11 protein-coding genes are annotated in these 18172 nt (G+C 50.1%); 3 read left to right on the forward strand and 8 right to left on the reverse strand.

Annotated features, from left to right (window positions below; genetic code table 11):
- The first annotated feature begins 103 nt into the window (after positions 1-103).
- Positions 104-2809, forward strand: a complete 2706-nt coding sequence (locus DW947_RS18500; protein WP_117963616.1) for a TonB-dependent receptor — start codon at positions 104-106, stop codon at positions 2807-2809.
- Positions 2810-2927: 118 nt separating this feature from the next.
- Positions 2928-4109, forward strand: coding sequence for a hypothetical protein (locus DW947_RS18505; protein ID WP_117963617.1), 1182 nt, complete (start codon positions 2928-2930; stop codon positions 4107-4109).
- Between the two features lie 121 nt (positions 4110-4230).
- On the opposite strand, the gene DW947_RS18515 is transcribed toward DW947_RS18505, so the two are convergent.
- From DW947_RS18515 to DW947_RS18535, 4 genes are all read right to left on the reverse strand, one after another.
- Positions 4231-4656 carry a hypothetical protein gene (locus DW947_RS18515; RefSeq protein ID WP_005835201.1) on the reverse strand — a complete coding sequence of 142 codons (426 nt, stop codon included), beginning with the start codon at positions 4654-4656 and terminating at the stop codon, positions 4231-4233.
- A gap of 335 nt (positions 4657-4991) precedes the next feature.
- Complete coding sequence (locus DW947_RS18525; RefSeq protein WP_009037162.1) at positions 4992-6269, reverse strand: mechanosensitive ion channel family protein; 1278 nt, start codon at positions 6267-6269, stop codon at positions 4992-4994.
- A 27-nt stretch (positions 6270-6296) separates the two neighbouring features.
- The gene (locus DW947_RS18530; RefSeq protein ID WP_005823997.1) at positions 6297-7310 is read right to left on the reverse strand and encodes a DUF4435 domain-containing protein; all 1014 of its coding nucleotides are present in this window, start codon (positions 7308-7310) and stop codon (positions 6297-6299) included.
- 11 nt (positions 7311-7321) lie between these two features.
- Entirely contained in the window at positions 7322-8152 is an 831-nt protein-coding gene (locus tag DW947_RS18535; RefSeq protein ID WP_005823999.1) for an AAA family ATPase, read from the reverse strand.
- 140 nt (positions 8153-8292) lie between these two features.
- Between DW947_RS18535 and DW947_RS18540 the strand changes: the two genes are divergently transcribed.
- Positions 8293-9204 (forward strand): DMT family transporter, encoded by a 912-nt coding sequence (locus tag DW947_RS18540; RefSeq protein WP_005835197.1) that lies wholly within the window; start codon positions 8293-8295, stop codon positions 9202-9204.
- Positions 9205-9220: 16 nt separating this feature from the next.
- Here DW947_RS18540 and DW947_RS18545 read toward each other — a convergent pair whose 3' ends face one another.
- The 4 genes from DW947_RS18545 to DW947_RS18560 form a co-directional block, all read right to left on the reverse strand.
- On the reverse strand, positions 9221-9805 hold the full coding sequence (locus DW947_RS18545) for a Crp/Fnr family transcriptional regulator (RefSeq protein ID WP_005824006.1): 585 nt from the start codon (positions 9803-9805) through the stop codon (positions 9221-9223).
- Between the two features lie 24 nt (positions 9806-9829).
- On the reverse strand, positions 9830-10933 hold the full coding sequence (meaB, locus tag DW947_RS18550; protein WP_117963618.1) for a methylmalonyl Co-A mutase-associated GTPase MeaB: 1104 nt from the start codon (positions 10931-10933) through the stop codon (positions 9830-9832).
- Positions 10934-10982: 49 nt separating this feature from the next.
- Positions 10983-12056 (reverse strand): DUF1573 domain-containing protein, encoded by a 1074-nt coding sequence (locus DW947_RS18555; protein WP_005824010.1) that lies wholly within the window; start codon positions 12054-12056, stop codon positions 10983-10985.
- A gap of 141 nt (positions 12057-12197) precedes the next feature.
- On the reverse strand, positions 12198-18095 hold the full coding sequence (locus tag DW947_RS18560; protein ID WP_117963619.1) for an alpha-2-macroglobulin family protein: 5898 nt from the start codon (positions 18093-18095) through the stop codon (positions 12198-12200).
- Positions 18096-18172: the final 77 nt, after the last annotated feature.

Raw genomic sequence — 18172 nt, forward strand, 5'->3', positions numbered from 1 at the left:
AAATCGTAATAGATTTGAAAATGAAACGTATGCTCCATGTATCACCGGTGTAATGTCATTGCCTCATCTTTGCAGCGGATTAAAAAACGTACAAAGAAAAGAGATGAGCATGAAATTAGACTTGGGAAAGATTTTCTTCCTTATTTTATTCCTCACACTTTCCGTCATGGCTGCCACGGCGGGAACCGTCAAAGGGACAATCACCGACCGACAAACCAAAGAGCCGCTGACGGGAGCCACCGTGCAAGTAAGCGGAACAGCACAAGGCGCCGTCGCCGATTTGGATGGTAACTATACACTGGAGCTGAAGAACGGGACCTATACCCTCACCGTCCGTTACATCGGCTACAAAGACATGACGATGAACGCCGTAGAGATAAAGGGTGAAACCGTGCTGAACTTCGACATGGAGCCGGACACGCAAACCCTGGGCGAAGTGCAGGTCACCGCCAAGAAGAACCTCGAAGGCGAACGTGCCTTGCAAATGGAACGGCAAAAAGCGACCCTCGCCATCGAGAACCTCGGTTCCAAAGAGATGTCCCTCAAAGGCATCGGCAATGTGGAAGAAGGAGTAAAGAAAATAACGGGTATCTCCATCGCCAGCGCCGGACAACTTATCGTCCGCGGACTGGGCGACCGCTACAGCACCACCACGCTGAACGGTCTGCCTATCGCCTCGCCCAACCCGGACAACAAGCTGGTGCCGCTCGACCTCTTCCCTTCATCCACCGTACAGAACATCACCGTCAGCAAGGTGTATGATGCCGCCGCCTTTGCCGACTACAGTGGTGCGCATATCAACATCAGCACCAAAGAAAACATACCGGAAGATTTCTTCCAACTGAGCCTCAACATGGGCGGGAAGTTCAACACTTTGGGCAAAGACCGCTATCAGATGGACTGCAGCGGCTCGCTCTTGAAGACACCCGGCGTAGACGCGGCCGCCCTCGACATGCCCTTGATGGAGTTTGACAAATACGTGAAGACCCGCAATATCTTCGATACCTCCTTCAGCGCCAGCAAGAAGAGTTCGTTGCCCGAACTGGGCGGAAACCTCGGTTTCGGCAAGAACTTCGGTATGGGCAACCAGACACTCAGCCTGCTTGCCTCCTTCAGCGCCAGCAACGGCTACCAGAACATGGAAGATGCCTTCTACAAGACATTCGAAGCCACCGGCACCGTGCAGGACGACTTCTCCTACGACAGCTTTGCGCAGGAACTGAAGCTCGCCGCCCTCGGCTACCTGGGCTACACCCTGCGCCGAAGCGACCGCATAGGCTACACTTTCTTCTACGCCCGCAATGCCATCGACACCTACCAGCGCCGCGAAGGGACTGACGCAGAAGGGCACGAGCTGACCGGCAGCAACAACATCATGCACATATATACCCTGCAAAACCACCAGCTGAACGGAATCCATAACTTCGGCGAGGGCGACAGGTGGCAACTGACCTGGGGAGGCTCGTACAGCAAGACCGGTAGTGAAGAGCCCGACCGCCGCCAAGTGATGTACGTCAAGGACAACGACGGCAGCCTCAGGCTCTTCAAGCTGAACCGCCAAGAGACTATGCGCTACTTTGGCAGCCTGGACGAAGAAGAGTGGAATGCCAACCTCGCCATGCGCTGGAAGTGGAACGACACCAGCCACCTCAAGCTCGGCTTCAACTACAAGGACAAGAACCGCGACTATAGCGCTACCCGCTTCTACTACAACCTGAACAAACTGAACCCCGTCATCACCGACATCTACAACACCGACGGCTTCCTCAACCAGCAGAACATTGCCGACGGACAAATCGTGGTACAGCGTGTGATGCAGCCCAAAGACAGCTACCGTGCCGGAAACGAAATCTACTCCGCCTACCTGCTGACCGATTTCTATCCCACCGAAGCTCTCTTGGTGAACCTCGGCCTGCGCTACGAAATGAGCAAGCAATGGGTGCGCTACGCCAGCGACGGCGGCGACTGGTACTCCCGTCGGCGCAATTCAGACAAGAACGACCTCTTCCCCGCCCTGAACCTGAAATATGCGGTGAACCCCACCAACAGCATCCGCTTCTCTGCCTCGCGCACCGTCACCCGCCCCTCGTTCATCGAGATGGCACCCTTCCTCTACCAAGAGTCCTACGGTTCGGCACAAATCCGCGGTAACGAAGAGTTGCAGAACGGCTACAACTATAACTTCGACCTGCGTTACGAACGCTTCGGCAAGGACGGCGACATGCTCTCCGTGACCGGCTACTTCAAATACCTCGACAGCCCCATCGAACGCATCCAAGACCTGCAAGGCGGTGCCACGCTGCACAGCTTCAAGAATGCCGACAACGGCATGGCTGCCGGTGTGGAACTGGAGATGCGCAAACGGCTCGTCAAAGACCTGCGCCTGAGTGCCAACATCAGCTACATGTACACCAACGTGAAGCTGCCCCAAGGCGGTGCCTACACCAACAAGGAACGTTCGCTGCAAGGCGCATCGCCCATACTTGCCAATGCCGACCTCACCTACTCGCCACGCTTCGGCGAAGACAGGCAGCTCAACCTCGCCCTGCTCTACAACCTGCAAGGCAGCCGCATCCATGCAGTAGGCGTGTCGGGTCTGGGCGATGTCAGGCAACAGACGCTGCACACGTTGAACTTCAGCGCCGGATATAGCCTGAACAAGCACTTCAACCTGAAGCTGCAAGTGAACGACCTGCTGAACCGCGATGTCATCTTCGAGCAAGATGTACCCACCACGGGGCAGGAGATGGAAGTGGAGCGCTACCGCAAGGGGACGAACTTTGAGGTGGGAATAAGCTACAACCTATAAAGTCCCCTCCCTCCCCTGAAGGGAACGGAGAACACTCTTTGACAAACAAGCAGATTTAAGAGAATCTATCTGAATGACAGACAGATGAATTGAATATAACAACTAAAACAATTGAATTATGAAAGCAATGAAATGGAAATTCCACTCTCTGGCCTTTGTAGCCGGCATGTCTATCCTCACCGCTTGCAGCAGCGACGACAACAACGACAATGGCGGCAACGGCGGCAACGGAAACGGCAATGAAATCGAAAACGGTACGATACTGAAAGGTACCGTCACCTCCGACGTGACCCTGGCTGCCGGAAACACCTACAAGCTGAGCGGCGAATACATCGTAGAAGAAGGTGCCACGCTCCACATAGAGGAAGGCGTGAAGATTATCGCCGTCTACGATGACATCGCAGACTACATCCTCGTGAAGCAGGGCGGTAAAATCAACGCCGTAGGCACGCCGGACAAACCCATCGTAATGACCAGCGAAAAAGAAGAGCCGGGCGCATGGGGAGGCATCCACATCTGCGGACGCGCCCACACCAATGCCGAAGGCGGCAAGGGAAGTTCTGAAATAGGCGGTGCCGTTTACGGCGGCAACGATGATGCCGACAACTCGGGCACGCTGCAATACATTCGTCTGGAATACACCGGCTTTGCCTTCGATGAAGAGCACGAAGCCAACGGTATCTCTTTCTACGGCGTAGGCAACGGTACCATCGTGGACCACTGCCAAGCCTACAAAGGTTCCGATGACGGCTTTGAGTTCTTCGGCGGCTCGGTAAACGTGAGCAACCTCGTAGCCGTAAGCTGTAGCGACGACTCCTTCGACTGGACCGAAGGCTGGAACGGCAAAGGCACCAACCTCGTGGCTTACCAAGAAGCCGAATCCACACTGGGCTACGACTGCGACTGCCTGATGGAGTGCGACAACAACGGCAGCAACAACGCCGCCACTCCCGTTGCCCACCCCGTATTGAAGAACCTCATCCTCGTCGGCAACGGCGGCAGCAAGCAAGGCATCCGTCTGCGTGCCGGCACGGAAGTGGAAATAGACAACGCCAAGGTCTGCGGCAAAGGCCAACCCCTGACCGTGGAAACCGCCCTTACCGAAAACGCCCTGAAGAACGGCACTTCCAAGCTGACCAACATCACCCTCACCGCCGAGCTGAGCTGCAAAGAAGGCATCTACACCCATGCCGACTTTATCGCCGTGACAAGCAACAAGGTGGACGCCAACCTGAGCTATAGTTCTTTCGAGGACATCAAGAAAGAATGCAGCTGGATGAACGGAAACTGGGTGAAGTAAAAAAAAAGAAGCACTCACAAGACTATAAAGAAACACACAACTTCTTCAACAGCGTACCCCTCGAATGCCTTCCGGCTTCAAGGGGTACGCGCTGTTTCAAGAAAGAAACTAAAAGTACCGTTTACTTCTTCTTCAGCTCCTTCTTCAATTCCTGAACCTGAAAGCTGAACAAGTCCAGATGACGGCAAACGCGCTGCATGAAACTGCCTGCCGCCCTGAAGCAGATACGCGAAATGCGCACTTTATCTGCCGTACAGTCCTCTATCCGTTCCACCGGTTCGCTGGTGATGGAGGGAAAAAAGTTTCCAAGTCCCTTGATGTTCACCGTGCGTCCACTGGCCAGATAGTCCGCTATAATATCCGGCAGTTGCACCAGCACGGACTGGGCATCGCCCACCTGCAGGGAGCTGACAAAAGCCAGCCTCTTGGCCAGTTCGTCATTGCTCACCGGTTCCGGCTGAAGCACTTTTGACGCCGCGTAGTAGCGCACCACTTCCTTGTCTCCACTCTTGTCCACCTTCTTGCGGACCACATAATTCATTGACATACCAATCTTTCTTTATAATTAGGTTCGTAAAAAACGAAAGATATTCCCGCCCGACGCGAGGCACACCTACAACTTGCATACACAAAGCCTATACCTTACGGTAAAGACTCCGTGACCGAATACCTTTCACTATATGACTGAATACCTAAAACACCCGGATGTATTGCCCCAAAACATGGGGATGTTTTCACCCAAAACACCCGGATGTAATACCCCAAAACATGGGGATGTTTTGGGAGAAAAGATGGGGATGTTCTGACCTTTCAGTATAGGGTTCAAAGGTAATGACTCCCTATGAGAAATACAATAGATATAGGCCTTTTTGATGGTCGGAATCAAGCTCCTTTTTCTTCGGAAGCAGCAGGCAGTACCCGCTGGAAATCTCTGCCGGACGGAGACTGGAATACCTGCAAATCGAATTCGGGGATGATTGCCAGCACATGGTCGAACACATCCGCCTGCACCCCTTCATAGGGCACCCAATCCTTCAGCGCACAGAAGAAATAAAGTTCTATCGGGATACCGCGGTCGGTAGGCTGGAGTTGGCGCACCATGCAGGTCAGTTCCTGATTTACGTCGGGAAGACTTTTCAAATAAGCCGTCAGATACGCCCGGAACACCCCCAGATTGGTCTGGCGGCGTCCGTTGACGAGGATGGAGTTATCGATGCCGTTTTCCACATTGTACTTTTCAATCACTTCCTCCGTCTGCTCCACATAATCTTTCAGTAGCTGTATCTTGCGATATTTTGCCAGCATCTCCGGGGTGCAGAAACGGACGCTGGTCATGTCGATATTGATACTGCGCTTCACTCGCCGCCCACCGCTCTCGCGCATGCCGCGCCAGTTCTGGAAGGAGTCGCTGACAAGCAGGTAAGGAGGGATGGTGGTAATGGTATTGTCCCAGTTGCGCACTTTTACGGTGTTCAACGTTACCTCTATCACCGTACCGTTGGCACCGTACTTGGGCATCTCAATCCAGTCGCCCACCTTCAGCATGTCGTTGGCCGAAAGCTGCACACCGGAGACAAAGCCCATAATGGAATCCTTGAATACCAGCATCAGGATGGCTGCCGAAGCACCCAATCCGGCAAGCAGCGAAAGCGGGTCGCGGCCTATCAGTTCGCCCACGACCACAATGCCGCCCACCAGCCATAGGATGACTTGCATAGTTTGCAACATCCCCTTTAAAGGGCGGTCACGAAATTGCTCCTTCTCACTGTATACACTGTAAACAGCCTTCAGGAACGAGTTGACGAAACTCAGGAAAGTAATGATGATGTAAATAAGGCAGATACGCCGGATAAAATCCATTGCCGATGAACCGACTTCGACAAATGCCAATGGAACAAACAGATAGATGATAACGGGAGCCACCATGCGGCTGAGGTGCACCATCACTTTACGGTCGAATACGATGTCGTCCCACGTAGCCTTGGTCTTCTTCACCAGTTGTGCCACTACCTTCAGCAGGATTTTCCGGCATAGGGCATCCGCCAGGAAAGCAACGGCAAGTATCAGTGCGAAGGCAATGAATTGGTCGAGCATATCAGCCCGGGAAGGGGATATGCCCCACCCGATTAAAAGGTCGTCTATCTTCTTCAATATCTCCATAATCGTATGTTTATCATAACGGCAATCTTATCTACGCGACTGTTCCTCCCGCTCGAGGAACTCCATAATGTCTTCTTTCAACCACTGATAAAGATAAAGGTTCTTGTAGCCGCTGTTTTTTTTCAGCATCACGGATACATTGACCTGACTGTTCTCATACCCCGTCAGTTCGTTGCGGAACTGTTCGTTATGCTCTGCCAGGCGCTTTATCTCCTGCTCGCGTTCACGACGCAGCACCGTACATACCGGGATAAGAATTTTCAGCACTACACAATCCATGATATGGTGTCCTTGGATATAAAGATAGGTATTGTCCGGAGTCAGTCCCAAACGTTCCAACTCCGTGCCCAGCTGCTCCACCCGGTCGATGTAGCGGGGGAAACGGGCTTGCAGTTCGGACAGCTTTGCCGACACCGTCTTTTGCATCTCGTCCAGACTACGGTAAGGATGACGCAGGTTTATCTCTTGCAAACGCACGCAGGCGTTGAAGTCGTACATCGGGAAAGTGTGTGTGTCGTGCTGGCGGTAGAACCAGACATTCCACAGAAACAGCGGATAGGCAATCTGAGAATAACGCTTCAGAAAAGCGGGGAAGTCCAGGATATGCCGGTCGTTCAGCGTGGCCTGCACACAGACTTCATGCAGACTGTCGGCAAAGCAGTGGAAGTTCTCGATGGCATAGCCATAAGTCTGGAAGATATAGGGATTCTTGTTTATCTTATGCGACACCTTGGTGGCACCTTGCAGCAGGAAGTCGTAGTCGCTGTCTACACAAGCTATCAGGCTGCGGCCCAGCTCCGATGTGTTCAACGTATTCATCAGCACCATCTTCTTGCCCTTTGCCAGGGAGGTGGCAGACGGAAGCATCACCTGGAAATAACGCTCCTCATTCTCGAACTCGGACAGCAGCGTCCGCCAGAAAGCGATGTCGTCATAGCTCTCCACATACGCCACTATGCGCCTGCGTGCTCTCTTGGGAGACAACTTGCGGGCGGCATCCAGATAGGCGGAAGTAAGGTTATGTTTTAAAGAAGTGGACACTTGGGTAGGGATTAAGGATTAGGGATTAGGGAGGAGATTTCGCTGACTTCGGTGACGGCATCCAGCCAGCCTTCCATGATGACGGCGGGCGAATGGGTGGTGAGGATAAGCTGCACATTGGGATTCAGGCTGCGTATCATGCCGATGAGCTTCTGCTGCCATTCGATGTGCAGGGAGGCTTCCGGCTCGTCCATGAAGAGTACGCAGTGGTCATCGTCACGCACCAGCACGGTCAGCAGGATGACCAGCATCTGCTTCTCGCCCGAAGACAGTTTGTAGGGCAGCAGGCGCTCGCCGTTCTGATAGAAAACGATGTCGTTGCTTTTGCGGTCTATCGTCTTATGGGTATAGCTGAAAAGCTCGTCAATCATATCCTGGAACTTCCGCTTGGGGAGGGAAAGGGAGGGAGCCAGGCTGCGCTGCTCTTCGTCACCGCTGAGCAGCTCTATCATCTTGTTGCCGATGTTCACCTGGTAGTCCAGATAACGGCGCTGGAGCAGATAGAGCTGCCAGTCCAGTTCCGACTTCACGTTGGCATCGGCCATGCGTGCCGTAAAGTCGCCCATGATAAGGGGGCGGTCGTAGCTGCGGATTACATCATAGGGGATAAAGGTGGCTGCGGGGTTGTCGAAGTAGACGTGTACGCCGTTCTTCTCGTCACTCTTCACTTCACCCGATGTCTGTTCCAGATAGTTGACCGAACGGTTCAGGATAGTGGTCTTCCCCACTCCGTTGATGCCGGAAAGTATATTGACGTCAGGACGCAGGTCCCAGGCAATATCGTACCGATGCCACAATCCGTGTATTTCGATACGCTTGATGTAATTGGCTTGTACTTCCATGGTTTCTTGCTTTTAATTAGAAGCAAATATACACGATAATCTCTTATTTCTACGCCCATGAACCAGAAAAATCATATAATGAAAGATTTTCTCTTTTCAGAAAATAGTTGTTCTTTTGCACCCGCAAAGAACAAAAGAGTATGGACAAGAACATTCAAGGGCATCTGTTCGCCCTTACCGCAAATATCTTATGGGGGCTGATGGCACCTATCGGCAAGTCGGCCTTAGCGGAGTTTTCCGCGTTGTCAGTAACCACATTCCGCATGGTAGGCGCAGCCGCCTGCTTCTGGCTCCTCTCCTTGTTCTGCAAACGCGAGCAGGTGGACCACCGGGACATGCTGAAGATATTCTTCGCCGCACTCTTCGCGCTGGTATTCAATCAGGGTGTCTATATCTTCGGACTCTCCATGACTTCGCCCATAGACGCCTCCATCGTTACAACCACGCTGCCCATCGTCACCATGATAGTGGCTGCAATCTATCTGAAAGAGCCGGTCACCAACAAGAAAGTGCTGGGCATCTTTGTAGGGGCTATGGGCGCATTCATACTCATCATGAGCAGCCAGACCACCGGTGCCGGCAATGGCAGCCTCATCGGAGACCTTCTCTGCCTGCTCGCCCAAATCAGCTTCTCCATTTATCTGACCGTATTCAAGGGGTTGTCGCAAAAATACTCTCCCATCACCCTGAACAAATGGATGTTTGTCTATGCCTCCATGTGCTACATCCCGTTCTCTTACCACGACGTGGCTGCCATACAGTGGAGCGAAATATCTACAGCCGCCCTGCTGCAAGCGGGATATGTGGTTGTGGGAGGAAGCTTCCTTGCCTATATCTTCATAATGAGTGCGCAGAGGCTGTTGCGCCCCACTGTGGTGAGCATGTACAACTACATGCAGCCCATCGTGGCCTCAACCGTTGCCATCATCTTAGGATTGGGAGTGTTCAATTTGGAAAAGGGAATAGCCATAGCCTTGGTATTCCTGGGAGTGTACATCGTGACACAAAGCAAGTCACGCAAGGATTTCGAGAAAGAAGGGAAAGCCGTATAAAACAGCCGTTCCACCGTCACAGTACTCCGGCACGTACCCGGCTCAGGGACTCGGGAGTCATTAACAGATAAGATGCTATGTGGTTGACTGAGGCACGCCGGGCTATCTCCGGATAATCCCTGACGAAGCGCGCATACCGCTCGCGTGAGGTTTCGAAACGCCAAGAGTCTGCTTTATATTGGGAAAGCATTAAAGACCCCTCCAATAAATGGCGAAGCAGACGGGCTATATGCAGATAACGCTCAGAGAGTTCGACCAGTCCTGCATACGAAATGCTCCAGATGACGCCTTCCTCCAAGGATTCCAGCTGAAGGCAATTACGGCGTCCGGTGAAAAGGCTGACGATACACATAGCGCCGTCACCGTCGCAGGCAAAGTTCTCTGTAATGTCCCGGCCTTCTTTGAAATAGAACTGGCGAAGCAGTCCTTTCTCTACGAAAACAATATCCCTGGCTATATCTTTCTCACTAATCAACAGTTCTCCTTTGTGCACCTCACGGCGTACAAACAAACCGGCAATGAGCTCCAGCTCCTCAGAAGGGAGTTCATGAAGGCGGCGGGTAAACCGCCGCGCCACTTCCATGTTGTTTTCCTTAGTCATCGATATAGGGAAAGGGATATGCCCTTATTTCTTCAGTTCTGCAAAATAGGTGTCCAGCAAGTTCTTGGCAGCCACAAAAGAAGTCAAGTTACCTTGCAGCACTTGGTTTTCCTTACCAGTCAGCATCGCTTCAATCTGCGGATTGTGGTAAAAGCTGTCGCGCAGCTGTTCGTTAATGGTCTCGTACATCCAGTATTTGCTTTGCTCATTGCGGCGGTATTCAAAATAGCCGTTATCTTTCACAAAGTCAATGTATTTGTAGACCATATCCCACACTTCTTTTACACCAAGATTATAGAAACCGGAATAAGTCAGCACTTGGGGTGTCCAACCGCTCTCCGGAGCCGGGAAGAGGTGCAGCGCATTACGGAACTGCGTTGCTGCCAGTCTGGCCCGCTCCAGATTGTCGCCATCAGCCTTATTAATAATAATGCCATCGGCCATTTCCATGATGCCGCGTTTGATGCCTTGCAACTCATCGCCCGTACCCGCCAGCTGTATCAGCAGGAAGAAGTCTACCATAGAATGTACGGCAGTCTCACTCTGCCCCACCCCTACCGTCTCTACAAATATCTTGTCGAAACCGGCAGCCTCACAAAGCACAATCGTTTCACGCGTCTTGCGTGCCACGCCACCCAGCGAACCGGCAGAGGGACTGGGACGTATAAAGGACTTGGGATGAACGGAGAGCTTCTCCATACGCGTCTTATCACCGAGAATACTGCCTTTGCTGCGTTCGCTGCTCGGGTCAATGGCAAGAACGGCCAACTTGCCGCCGTGTTCCTCCAGTACATGCAAGCCAAATACATCAATAGAGGTACTTTTACCGGCACCGGGCACACCACTGATACCCACACGGACGGAGTTGCCCGAATAGGGCAAACACTTCTCTATCACCTCCTGCGCCACAGCCTGGTGCTCCGGTTTCACACTTTCCACCAGTGTTACAGCCTGGCTGAGTACCGTAACATCACCTTTCACTATACCCTCCACATAGTCTGATACGGAAAGCTCGCGTTTCTTCCGCCTGGGACGGTTCTTCAAGTAAGGATTGACCGATGAAGGTTGCTCAATGCCTGCATTGACAACCAAGCCTTTATATGCTTCATTATTTTCGGGATGTTCCATGGCTATTTGTGAGTTATAAGTTATGAGTTATGAAGGACTTTACGACTTCTTATTGTTTTGCTTTAATGTTGATTTCAACTTTCGGCTGCATCGGGTCATTGGTAATCATCAGCAGACGCAGATGACGGCGCTTCTTGCCTATATTCTTCTTCACTACCGTTACCCGCAGGCGAGTGCTTTCACCGGGTTGCAATACACTCTTCTTGAGGTTAACTCCCACTGCCGGGTGGAATACCTGGAGCTTGTTTATCTGTAAAGGAGAACGCCCGGTATTGGTAATGGTAATATCCTGACGTGCTTTTGACTTCTTTGCCAATATCGCACTCATATCAACTTCTTTGGTAGAAAGGCTGATGGCAGGAGCATTTGCCTTCTCCACTTCCGTCATTCCGGAGAAATCCGGTAAAAGAATGGCAGAAACGGGAATCTCGTTTTCATCGCCCACCTTGTCACCGGAGAAGCGAGAAAGATAGACCGACGTTTGAGTCAGTCCGAGGCCAGTCAGTCTTTCCGAATTCAATGTAAGTGTAATCACTCCTTTTTCTCCCTTTTGCAAGACATTGGGCTCTACTTTTGTCTGCAAATAAGGAGGCAGATGCATCAGTACCGGTTCATAAGGACGGTCGGAAAGATTGACCACGCCGATATGAATCACCGGCTGCTCACCATGCTGAATATCGGGAAAGTCGAGGCTGTTCTTGTCAATACGTATCTGACCGATAAGATAGGGATGCGTCTTGGTAAAGTCCTTGATTTCCTGTACTACTTCACCATTGAACTTCAAATAGACCAGATTGGGTTGCGCATTGCTGTAAATAGCCACGGATTTCTGGAAATGTCCCAATGCCTTGGCATCAAAAGTCACATTCACCGTTCCTTTTGCCCCCGGTGCAATAGGCGTTTTTGTCCACTGGGCCACGGAGCAGGCACAATCCGGCTCCACTTCTGTAAGCACTAAAGGCTGGTCACCCGTATTGGTGATGGTATATTGCACAGTCACGGGATGCTTCCATTCTATCTGGCCGAAACTGTACATCTCTGTATTCGAGGTAAAACGAGCTTGCGCTACAGCAGTCAATACCACACTTGCAAGCACATATAAAGTTATCAATATCCGCTTCATCTATTTTTCTTAATATCAAGATTTCCTAATTCTGCCACTCTCATTCAATATTAGTCGGACAAAAATAGGTGTTTTTAGCGAGAGTACCTAAAATAGCGGAGCGCAATTTGTACAAATTGCGCTCCGCTCCATACTCTATTGTTACTTTATTACAATTATCCCTCCCGCCGAATGCGAAGCATACTCCGGAGCATACGCACACTGTATCGTGGCCAGCCCCGTTTCGTATGTTCCGCCACGGGCTATGCGATAACTGTGCTCTAAGACATAAACGCCTTTGCCCAAATGGTCGAAGAAGAAATTGGTTGCGGCATCTTCCACTTCTGCATAATAACCAAGGCCGTTACTCCAACGATAACCGGAAAGCGAGCCTATAGGTTCAAAGCAGGCACCCCGCTGGTCTTTCAACTGAACAAAATCCATAGTACGGTCCAAGCGGATAGTCAAACGGGCCACTATTTTATCACCGACGGATAATACGGTCCCTTCCGTAACCGGTTGCAAGGACTTGCTACCACCGGCCGATATACGCTCTACATAAAGTTTCTTCTCTACATTCAATTCCCCCCCCTGCTGCTTTACATCAGATATGGGTGACAGATACTGGGCATAAACAGCTCCCCAGGCAATGCCTGCATCCCGTTTCTCTACGGTGACGGTTTTAGCTTTCAGCTCCGGACTTCCTTGAGCGAAGGTTTCCTTGACATAACCCAAACCCGGGATTATGGTCTTTGTAGGCGACAATGTTTCCAAAACTTTGTTACCTAACGTGATACGTACGTCTCCCCGACTTTCCAGCAGATTAGTACCTTGACAAAGCAATGCATAAACAGCATCAGCCGTTGCAACCGGAGAATTCCAACTGGTAGTCTGCTTCTGTTTCAGCAGCCAGAGTTTCATTTCCTCCACCAAAGCATCGTTGCCACCTGCCATACGCAGGGCTTCCATTACTTCCACATGGGCAGGGATGGGCAGCATACCCCAGTTATACGGATTTGCTTGGAAAGCAAAGTATGCACCCAGTTCATCCGTCTGTACCAGATGTTCCTTGAGGGAAGCGATGAATTCATTCGCCTCGGCTGTACGCCCTACTGCTTTCAGGATGATGGCAGACTGCGCCTTGCTGCTCATGGTTCCATCTTTAAGATTGGCACCTACTTTTGATAGGAAATAGCGGTAAGCCGCTTGATTGTCTGCCGGCACTTGTTCGCCGCTAAGGGCTATCAGATACAGATATGTCATTGCCGATTCGGAGTTGGCAGTAATTCTGGCGCCATTTTTTTCGGCTTTACGGATATTGCGATACTCTTCCAAAGCCTGCCGATTCAAATAGCCGAAAGCTTTCTGCCGCATGGCGGCAACTTCTTCAGGCTGTTCATTTTTCGTCAGCAGAGGAAGACGAACAAGTAATTCTGTAATATAGCCAGTTATATAGCGGCTACCGGACATTCCCTTATACCAGCTCCATCCACCGTCTTCACCCTGCAATTCTTTCAATTTGGTAAAAGCGGAAAGATTGCGGTTATTCAGTTGGTTGATATCAAACAGCGTGGCAATACGTGCCTGCTGTTCGGCTTCAGTAGTAGCTTCCAGTACCCACGGAGACTCGCTGAGCAGGATATTCTTCACATCCTGATTCTTCTCCAACTGGCTGAGGAAGGTTTCTTTCGTGCCACCGGCAGCCTTCCAACTGTCAAATACAGTCTTAATGCGGGGCTGGCTGTTGGCAATGAAGCCTGCCAGACTATTGGCATACCAAGCTGTAGCCCAAGAAATGGCATTATCATTGGCAGGCAGGCTCAATGCCGGCAACGCTTGTACAGCATACCAAGCCGGATTCCCGGTAAATTCTACAGTCAGACGACGGTCTGTCGCTGTACGGCTATTACGGTTGAAAAGGCTGTCTAATGAGAACGTACGGGTCTCCTCGCCACGGATAGGCATAGCAAGCGTTTCCGTAATATACTCCTTATTACTTAATACGGGCAACAGATGCTGCTCGCCATCGCTAAACGTACCTCCATCGGCAACCATACGAATACCAAGCAAATCATAGCGGTCGGACACTTCGAAATGGAAGTTGACAGCAGTATTTCTTCCTGCTTCTACCAAGAATTTCTGACGTTGAGTAGCAATAACTTTCTCCGTCATAGGGTCGAACAGTGTGAATACTGCTGTTCCTTTCACCGCTTTACCCGTCAGATTGGCTATTGTTCCGGCTATCTGTGTTTTATCTCCAACGCGGACAAACCGAGGCATATTCGGAGTCAGCATAAACTCCTTGGCAGTTACAACGGAAGCATCCAATATCCCAGTCAGCATATCCTTAGTATGTGAGTAACCACGGAAATTCCAACGAGTCAAGCTCTGCGGCATCGTAAAAGAAAACGCAAGCTCCCCTTGTTCGTTTGTACGAAGTTGAGGATAAAAAAAGGCTGTTTCGGCAAAGTTGGTGCGAAGCCCCTCAATAGGTTGCAAGGTCTCGCCAACCGGTATCGTTTCCGATTCAAAAACAACATCTTCCACCGCGTCTTCCGCTACTTGTGCAGGAACATATTTCACTTCAACGGCATTCCCGGATTCTGCTTTGGAAGCAAGCATCGGCTGGTTGGCACCACGTATTCTAAGATTACCGGTCAAAGAGCTATTCCGGGTAGTCCCATACCCCACAACACTTACTTCTTCCAAAAGCGCATTGTCTTCTACCATCACTATCCGCATCCTTCCATCCATATAAGGAGAACAGAAGTAGTCAAACGACCACACCGGAACCCTCCAAGCCTTCAACGGGAAATAAACGGAGAAGTAATTGCTATTATAACGGCTCGCACCACGGAATGCCCCATACAGATTATCCGGATAGAAAACCCGTAGTATCTGGTTACTCTTATAAATCTTATCCAGTGAAGCGTCGTACATCGTAGCCAACATCTCAGCCGCAGCAGGCATACCTTGAGGCGTCTTTATGACGAGCTTCCACTCTTCTTCCTGTCCGGGACGCAAACGGTCACGGAACACTTCCCATTTCATGTCGAGAGCACGTTCCGGCTCCCGCTTCTTCAGTTCAACCTGATGACTGTACATCTCGCCAGCTTTCACAAAACTGAAAAGAATGGTGATTCCCTTGCCATATGCTTCCTTATAAGGGAATTCCATACGAATAATAGTATCATTCAACTGCAACACACGGCTTTCAATGCGTTTTCTGTCACAAAAGACATCCATCAGCACATATGCATCCCGATAAGAAGTCCCCAAAAGAAAAGCGGCAGGGTACTGTACATCAAATTCCTCATTTTCTTTATAATAAAAGAAATCTGTAAACGCAGCCGGACGCTTGTCACTCTTTGAAAAGAGCATGAAACTGTCACTGCCATATGCCCCATTATTCTCTTCACGTCCCAAACTATCACGTACAGAAAGTTTCAAGCGATAGTTACCTGAAGGAAGCTTGTTCCAAGCCGAAAAATCCTGGAGCCGATTGGCTGTGAAGGTACCCTCCAATACAACATCATCCAAGGGTTCAGAACCTGCAATATTCCTTGCCCCATTTTGTTCTGCAAATGGATAAAGGCAATAGGAACCTTCAATGTGCTGAGGAATATTCATTACATTATTCACTCCAAAAGTGAAAAGCATACTGTCTTCCTTACAAACATATTGAGGCAAGCGAATATCAAAGGAATAAGCTTTAGGACCTGCCAACAAGTTATACGAAGCGGATTGCGTTTCACCGGCCTCATCCGTCACCACCGCCTCCACATGATAAGTATACACACTCCCATACCCGTCTGTATCTACAGCCGGAGCTTCCAAAGTCAAGGGTATGGAAAAATCCCCGTTGGTATCCAATTGTATGGTGTCAGACAATAATGGTTTATCAGCATTGCTCCAATAACCAGGTCTCGGATTCCGGCGAGTCACCGTATATGCCAATGGCACATCCTGCACCATCATGCCATTGAAGGCCTTGACATTTCCTTTCAACACAACCTTGTCACCCAGCCGATAAGCTTCCGAAACCGGAGTGAAGGCAATCTCGAACGTAGGTCGCTTGTACTCCTCTACCCTAAAAGTGACGGTAGATTGAGGCTCTTTGGTTCGTATGCTGAACATGCCATTCAGGCAAGCTGCCGGAAGTACAAACTCCGTAGCAAAAGAGCCGAAATCATTGGTCCGCCCCTTCCTGGTGGCAAGTTCCTTGCGGTTGGCATCCAACAAGACAAGCTCATAATCAACTCCTTGTAGTACCTGGGCGCTATCACTATTCTGCTTGTAAGCTATCCCTTTTACATGAACGGTCTGCCCGGGACGATAAAGCGAACGGTCTGTCAGCAATGCCATCTGCCTCCAATCTGTATCCTTAATACCGTAATAAGGATGATTCATATAAACGTTCTGCGGCATCATGGCTGTGTCTCTGCCTTTACGCGCCACATAACTTCGGATTTCACTCTGCCAGGGTAATACAGCTTTCCCCCCGGCATCAGTCAGTACCTCTGCCATCGCTTTTCTATTCTTCTCATCATAAGAAGAGTAGAAACTCACCTTGGCACCAGCAATCGGCTGTCCACTACGGGCATCCAATGTAGCCACTTCCATACGGTTGTCACCCAAATCCAATGTCAGCACCTTGAAGCGGGTAGATACCAGAAATTTATCATCTGTACGGGCCGTTTCAGTATCAGGTACTATTTGAAGAATATAGACTCCCGTTTCCCGAGGAATCATGAACTTAAATACAGTGTCCGAGGCAAGATAAGGGACATCTTCAGGCAATTTATCCTTGCCTGGCAACGGCTTTAAGCCAAAATGCGTGGAAGAAAACTTCCGGGCATACTTTCTATAAGTATCTTTATTTATACCATGGTCCATCCAAGGTACTTCACTTAAAGTAGTGGTATATAAGTTGAGAGTGAAGCCCTCGACATTACGATAATGCAGCCTCATATTCACCGAATCGCCGGGATAACCGCTTTCATTCATAGTCAGAATGAGTTCAGGCTGTAAAATCTGTTCACGGATATTTTTCAACTCATTGATACGCTTATACGCAGGATAGCGCTTCAAGCCTTCTTCACAGACTTTTAGAGCCTCATCAGCGCGTTTCGGTTCCAAACGGCGCAGGTGGTTGGCTTTATGAATGTAAACCTCGGCACAAACCTCTCGTGAACCGTATTCCTTTATCAATTTATCCAAAACCTCAAGATATTCCCGATTAGCCTTTTCCTGACGCATTCGGAAAGTAGGATAAGGCTGCTGGCTGATACCACCGGTCAACTTCCAGTTCCAATAATCAAGAGAACAGAGCAACATAGCATCTTCCGAACCGGCACGATGGCGATAAGCATTCATCATATCCAGATAAATCCTTTCGATACGGGTCTGTACCAAAGAATCCACGCTGAAACCATCCAGCTGCCGATAAGCATCAACAGCACGGCTTACCAATAGATGGTACATATCGTGCCCATAGAACCGGCTACCGTCTTCCAACACCACAAAAGGCACATATTGTTCTGCAGATGTATTGAGCAAGCGGATGGAATCCTGCAAGGATGCACGGTTACACCTATCTATTTTATCCACAAACTGGCTGATACTCCACTCACGGATATCTTCTGGAACCTCGTCAACAGTCAGTAAAGTACGTGACAGCAAGACACGGCGATTCTTCCGCATCAAGTCAGCATATTCATATGCCAACAAAGAATGTAGAATAGCCTTGTTCACCGGATTCCTCTCCGATTGTGCCCAAGATTCCATATATTTCAGACTGGAGTAAAGGCTGTCCGGAGTCAGCCCCTCTTGATAAGTCTCCCTACAAATGTAGGCTTTCAACATTTGCGGAGCATTCTGCTCTTGCCGACCTTTCCGATAGATTTCATCAGCCAGTTTTATCACTGTTTGAGGCAGGCTTTTCTTTTGAGCCTGCTCCACCTGCTTCCACAACTTATCGTACGTCTGCGCATACAATGCCGAAGCCCCAAATGTAACCAGCAGCAACAATATGCTACAAATTCTTTGAATTACTCTCATAATTATTCGTTTGTTAGTCTTTGTCATTAGTGTCCACTAAAAAATCATAGTCGTTCTTTGAAATTGTTGAAATTCAG

This window comes from Bacteroides sp. AM44-19, assembly GCF_003603395.1.
In the GTDB taxonomy this organism is placed as follows: Bacteria; Bacteroidota; Bacteroidia; order Bacteroidales; family Bacteroidaceae; genus Bacteroides; species Bacteroides uniformis.